A 6277-nucleotide genomic window follows, 5' to 3' on the forward strand; every position below is an offset into this window, starting at 1 on the left:
GTGCGGGACGGCGCCACCGGTCGTGATGCGGTGTTCAGTTGTTCACCGTCGGGTCAGCCATGCCTCCCCGGCCGACGGTAGGCGATCAGGCACAGCGCGCCGCCGGAGAGGATGGCGAGGGCCGCGAGGCCCACGATCAGCGCGTTGGACGAGGAGCCGCCCGTGGGAGGCAGCGGCCAGCCGCTCGACGACGACCAGGTCGGGGTGTGCGTCGGGCTCTTCGTCGGCGTCGTGGTGCCGGTCGGCGACGGGGTCGGCGAGGGCGAGGACGTGGGAGATGGGGACGGCGAAGGCATCGGGCTCGGCGAAGGCGAAGGCGAGGGCGAGGGCGACGGGGAAGGCGACGGGGAAGGCGACGGCATCGGGCTGGTCACGATCACCCCCATGTCGAGGTCGAGGTACCGCTGGCCGCCCTTGAGGCTGACGGTCTGGGTGATGCCGGTGGCCGGGTCCGCGTCCGAGTCCTTCGCCGGGTCCGACCCCGCGCCGCGCTTGGTGACGACGGCGTCCTTGGGCAGCGTGGTCAGGTCGAACTGGACCGCGTAGCTCCCGTCGGGCAGCTTGTCGAAGAGGTAGTGGCCGGTGGAGTCGGTCACCGTGGTGACCGGCTTTCCGTCCTTGTCCCGCACGGGCTGGCCGGTGCCGTCCAGCAGCCGCACCGTGACGCCGGGGATGCCGGGCTCGCCGGGCTTCTGGATTCCGGAGGCGTCGAGGTCGTTCCAGACGAAGTCGCCCAGCGCGTTGTCGGACGGGGCCGTCTGCTTGACGGCGACGCCGACCTTGGCGGGTTCGGCGGGCAGCAGCTGCCGGCCGGACGCGTCGGTGGCGGTGAAGGCGAAGCTGTTCCACGCGTAGTCGCCCGCGGGGGCGTCGTAGGACGCGACCATCGGCCAGGTCAGGATGAAGGACTCGCCGGAGGCCAGGGTGCCGGGTCGGTGGACGCGGAACCAGGTGGCCGTCCCGGGGCCGGGGAACGTGGTGCTCCACGCCGCCGCGGCGTTGCAGCCCGTCCGGGTGACGAGCGCGGTCTCGACGCAGGGGTTGGGGTCCGTGGTGTACTCGATCACCACGGTCGGGTCGGTGCTGGTGATCGGCTGGCTGAGGGACGGGTTCCAGGTGCTGCCGCGGGGCGCGTCCTGGGTGAGGACGTAGGTGTCGCCCGGGGTGGGGAGGCGGTCGTAGGCGATGAAGTCGGTGACCGGGTCGGGGGAGTCGTTGCGCACGGTCATGCGGTAGGAGATCCGGCCGCCGGGGGTGGCGGTACCGATGCTGACGTAGTCGGCGTCCAGGTCGCCCTTGACCTCCTTGTACGAGCGCAGCACCGACGGCACGTCCACCCGGATCTTGGAGGAGGCGTGGCACATGATCTCGGTGGTGTCGCCGTTGCCGTTGAGGTCCAGGACGTCCGGGGTGCTGCCGCTGTCGGAGCCGGCGAACTTGCACGAGACGGGGGCCTCGGGCCGGTCGACGGTGACGTAGACGTCGTTGGTCAGCTCGCCGGATCGGATGCTGCCGGCGATCTGGACGTCGAAGTACATCCGGTAGGCCAGCGCGTCGTGCAGGTACATCATGTCCGGCGCGCCCGCGGGCCACTCCATTCTGATGATCTGCCGGCCGTCGGGGCCGGGCTTCACGGTGATCGAGGAGGGCGCCTTGGCGTCGGCGTAGTTCGGGTCCGGGCGGGCCGAGCCCTCGATGTAGACGACGCCGGCGGGCAGCACGTCGTAGAGCACGAGCGGGCGGTCGAGGTCGCGTGCGCTGCGGTTGTACGGGATGACCTGGAAGGTGGCCCGGCCGCCCGGGGCGGAGAGCTCACCGGCGATGGTGGTCTTGACCGCACCGAGGTTGGTCGCCTGGGTGATGGTGGTGGAGGCGCAGGCGTTGGCGGAGGCGTTGTTGGTGCCGTCGGTCGCGGTGGTGTCCACGCAGTTGGTCAGGCGGTCGGGTGCCGGGCGCCCGTCGTGGCCCGGCGTGGCGACCTGGGTGACCAGCTGGACCGCGTTCCCGGGGCTCCAGCCGGTGGGGATGGGGCCGTTCCAGGTGAACCTGAGGCCGTCCAGCCACCGTCCGGCCGGGATGCCGAAGTCGTCGCGGGACGGGTCGCCGGCGCCCTGGACGAAGGTGAGCCGGCGGCTGGTGGACCCGTTGAACGGGCTGGACGGGGTGAAGGTCTGCCAGGTGGGGTCGCCGTTGAGGCGGTACTGCAGGGTCAGCTTGATGCTGGTCGGGTTCCACGGCTCCAGCTGGATGGACTGCGGGAAGATCCAGTTGTAGAGGCCGTCGGTGGTGCCGGCACCGGGGTCGGTGATGGTCAGGCTGGTGGCCGGGCCGGCGGTGTTGGTGGCCGAGATGCTGAAGGAGTTGATGTCGCCGTTGGTCGTGTCGCCGCGCCATTGCTTGCTCGCGGTCACCACCACGCCCGTGGCCGGCGGCCGGAACTGACCCGTCGTGGTGGAGGCGGTGTCCAGCTTCCGCTCGCCCTCGGTCAGCGGGGCGCCCAGCAGGTCCACGGTGTTGTCGGAGGTCGTCCCGTTCGGGAAGTCGGCCTCCGGGTAGTGGACCACCAGCACGCCCGGCAGACGGCAGCCGCCGCGCCCGTTGCCTGAGGTGAACGCCCCGATGTCGTAACCCCACGTGTTCGGCCCCGGCGGCACCGAGGACCAGCCGGGCGAGCGGCCGGTGTCCACCACCGCGCCGGGCGGCAGGGTGTCGAGCAGGCGGCTGGTGTCCAGGTCGACGTTGGGCACGTTGTCGGTGGCGCACGTGCTGAACTGGTAGGTGACGGTGCGTCCGTCGCTGCTGGAGGTCTGGATCCCCTTGGTCACCGTGTACTGCGGCTGCACGGTCGCCTTGGTGTCGGCCGTCGCGGTCTGCGGGGTCTCGCCGGCCGCGCTCATCGTGGCCGAGTTGGTCGAGGCGGCCCCGTTCGGGGTGGTGAAGTTGGGGTACTTCATCGTCACCGTGATGGTGGCGGTGGTGCCCGGACTCAGGTTCTTCAGCTTGATGTCCATCGTGCCGCCCATCGCGCCCGAGGCGGGCACGGTGGAGGCGGCCTCGTCCACCGAGGACGGGTCGGGCGTCCAGCCGAGGAACTGCATGTTCGAGGGCAGGGTGTCGAGGATCTGCCCGCCCGTGCACTCGGTGATCGAGCACGTGTAGCGGAGGGTGTAGGTGACGTTCTCCCCGGGGGAGGCGGTCGCCTTGTCCACGCTCTTGGTGAAGGAGATCGCGGCCTGGGCCGGCGGCGCCAGCACGCTGCTGCTGAACAGCGAGCCCGCCACCAGGGCCAGGACCGAGGCGATCCGCCCGGTCCGGAAAGGAATGCGCATACCGGGCAGTTCATCCGATTCGCCCCACCGCTGCTCCGACGGCGCGAGGACGATCGGGGGCAATTCACCTGCTCAGCGGACCACCGTGGAGGCGGTGGCGGAATCGCTCCCGACGAGATCGGCTTGGCCCGCCCGGACCCTCGGATCGTGGTGGTCAGGCGTGCCCCTACGGGGTCGACCGACGGCAACGGCATCGGGCTCCAGGGGGTCCGGGGGGCGCGAGGCGCCCCCCGAACGGACGGCCTGGCGGCCGGCGGGACCGGTTCCGCTGCAACGGTGCTCGGTCCGGGTGTCCCGGGGTGTGCTGGCTGCGACCGGGAGAACGGGTACCAATCTCCCGGGTACCCGCAGCGGCGCACCGAGTTGCGATGGCTCCGGACCGGACACGGTGTCGGCCCGGTGTCTCTTCCTCCGGCGTCTTCTATGCGCTGACCTGCTGGAAACGGTTGGCCACCGACCGGCTTTTTTGCGTGGAGATCCGGACAAGCATGCAACAACACGGGGGTGGCGCGACCGCCGGGCTGAAAGCCGGACAGGATTGGCCCTTCCAGATGGGGTTCCGCCACCGGAGTCCTCTGATCTGCGCGGATCCGGGACGTCGGCGCGGTGTTCTTTCAGGGCCTGGCGAATCCGGGAGTTCCGTTGTGCGTGCGGGGGCCTCGGGGTGTTCAAGACTTGTCGGCACTGGCCGGTGGGAGCTGCAACTCCCCGGGCCGGTGTGCAATCACGAGGGCTGCGACCGTAGAAGGGAACGCGACATGGGTGTGCCACGAAAGCGCCGTGGGGCCTGGGGCGGTGACGGGGTTCTGCCCGTCACCGCTGCGGTCGTCGCCGTGGCCGTGCTGGCCTTGCTCGTCGTGCCGGCGGTGATGGGTCTTCCGACCGAGACGGTCATCGCGCTGTCCAGCGCCGCCGTCCTGACGGCGGCGGAGCTGGTGAGACGGCTGGTCTCGGCCGTCTCGTCGGGCCGTCGGCGCAGGTGAGCGTGTCGGATGGGAAGGCCGAAGACGGCGGTCGCCCCGGGAGCGGTGGCCGGGGACCTGGCCGAGTTCCTTCACAGTGTCTGTGCGCGCTGCGGGAAGACGTACGCCCAGATCAGCATCGAGTCCGGCATATCCGTCTCCACGCTGTCCCGGGCGGCCTCGGGCAAGCGGCGTCCGAAGCTCGAGGTCGTGCAGGCCTTCGTCCGGGCGTGCGGGGGCAGCCCGTCGGAGCTCAGGAAGGCGGAGCGTCTGTGGCGCCGCACCCCGGCCGCCTCGTCCTCCTCCGGGGCGGGTGGGCGCGCCGGTGTCCGCTGGCAGGACCCGGGTTCTCTGTGCGAGGCGCATCACCTCGGCGACGCGATGCGTACGGCCCTGCGGCTGAGCGGCAGCCCGTCGCTGCGCTCGGTCAGCGAGCGCGCCAATGGGCTGGGGCTGAGTCTGTCGCGCAGCACGCTCGGGGACGCGTTGCGCCCCGGGGCGGTGCCCACGCTCCAGGTCTTCTGCGTGTTCATGCAGGTGATCGGGCATTTCCCGGGGTCGCCGGTGGCCGGGTACGACGCGGCGGTGTGGGCGGACGCCTGGGTGCGTGTCCAGGCCCGCCGGCAGCCCCGGGCGCGCGGCGGCGGTTCGGCTCCTTCGGGGGTGAGGGTGCTTCAGACCAGGGGCGGCGAGGTGAAGGAAGGCGGCCGGCGGCGGGCGGGCAGGCGCCGGCCCCGGCTGGCTCAGGCCCAGGTGTGGGTGCGCCCCGGGCCGCTTCGGGCGTTCAAGGACTGGCTGCACGAGCTGTACCTGGAGGCGGGGGCTCCGTCGCTGACCGACATCACCGCGTCGATCCGGATGGACGACTCCCTCGACTCGGCGCCCAAGCGGGACAGCGTGAACCGGTTGCTGAGGTCGTCGCACCTGCTGTCCGTTCAGGGTGACGCCGTGGCCGTGGCGGTCGCCATGGCCAGGATGGCCGGGCTGGATCCGGCCGCGGCCGGCGGGATGGCGCGGGAGCTGTGGATCCGCGCGGCCGCGGTGAGGCCGTGGGGGCACGCGGTCGGTGACGTGGTGGATCCGCTGGCCCTGGGGGTGCGGGAGACGTTCGCCCTGCCGGAGTCGGGACAGGCTCTGCCGGTCCTGGTGCCCTACATCCGGCGCCAGCACGACGAGGTTCTCGAGCGGATCGTGCAGAGGGCCGCCGACGGACACAGCGCGCTGGTCGTCGCCCGCGGGCCGCGGGCCACCGGCAAGACGCGCAGCTGCTGGGAGGCGATGCAGGCACTGCCGGTGGGCTGGCGGCTCTGGTTTCCCGCGGATCCGTCCAAGGGCGAGCAGGTGGTCGAGGCCGTCTCCCAGGCCGGTCCCGGGTCGACGGTGTGGCTCGACCGGATCGACCGGTACCTCGATCCCGGCCAGTGCCACGTCGCCGGAATGGTCCAGGCCGAGATCAGCGCGGCCCTGCACGATCCCCGACGCGCTCCTGTCCTCGTGATCGGCACGGTCTCGGCCTCCGCAGGAGTGCTGACCCGCGCGGGAGGCTCCTCGTCGGACGCCGTCACGGCGGCCCGGGCGATGATCGAGGACGCGGCCGTCGACGTCCCCGACCTGTTCACCGGAGCCGAACTCGCTGCCCTGGCCGACGCCGCCGGGCAGGACCCCCGGCTCGCGCTGGCGGACGCCAACGCGCGGGGGTCCGTCGCCCAGTTCCTGTCCACCAACCGCAACGCCGACCCCTTGCTGAAGGTCCAGGTCCTGCACACGGCGATGACCCAGGGGGACACCGACGCGCTCCTGATGGGCGGGGCACTCCTGCAGGTCTCGGGGCACCGCAAGGAAGCGGCGACCTGGTACCAGCGGGCCGCCGAGGCCGGGGACCGCCAGGCCCTCGAGCCGGCGGCGGCGCTGCTGAGCGAGAACGGCACGGCCTACGAGGCGATCGCATGGCTGCGGGACCTCGCGGCGGCCGGCGATGCAGAAGCC

The 6277-nt window shown here is 71.9% G+C and carries 3 protein-coding genes; 2 read left to right on the top strand and 1 reads right to left on the bottom strand.

Translation table 11 applies throughout. From position 1 onward, the window contains the following. Window positions 1-53 precede the first annotated feature (53 nt). Window positions 54-3329, bottom strand: a complete 3276-nt coding sequence (locus AB0O00_RS26565) for an SdrD B-like domain-containing protein (RefSeq protein ID WP_363655836.1) — start codon at window positions 3327-3329, stop codon at window positions 54-56. A gap of 758 nt (window positions 3330-4087) precedes the next feature. Here AB0O00_RS26565 and AB0O00_RS26570 point away from each other — a divergent pair. Further along, the gene (locus AB0O00_RS26570) at window positions 4088-4312 is read left to right on the top strand and encodes a hypothetical protein (RefSeq protein WP_363655837.1); all 225 of its coding nucleotides are present in this window, start codon (window positions 4088-4090) and stop codon (window positions 4310-4312) included. Between the two features lie 9 nt (window positions 4313-4321). Continuing rightward, window positions 4322-6277, top strand: a 1956-nt coding sequence (locus AB0O00_RS26575) for a helix-turn-helix transcriptional regulator (protein WP_363655839.1), incomplete at its 3' end; no start/stop codon positions are given.

It is taken from the genome of Kitasatospora sp. NPDC093558, assembly GCF_040683475.1.
In the GTDB taxonomy this organism is placed as follows: domain Bacteria; phylum Actinomycetota; class Actinomycetes; order Streptomycetales; family Streptomycetaceae; genus Kitasatospora.

Bases quoted from the DNA above. Each gene is read 5' to 3' on its own strand.
- AB0O00_RS26565 (WP_363655836.1), bottom strand. From the start codon at position 3,329: ATGCGCATTCCTTTCCGGACCGGGCGGATCGCCTCGGTCCTGGCCCTG.
- AB0O00_RS26570 (WP_363655837.1), top strand. From the start codon at position 4,088: ATGGGTGTGCCACGAAAGCGCCGTGGGGCCTGGGGCGGTGACGGGGTT.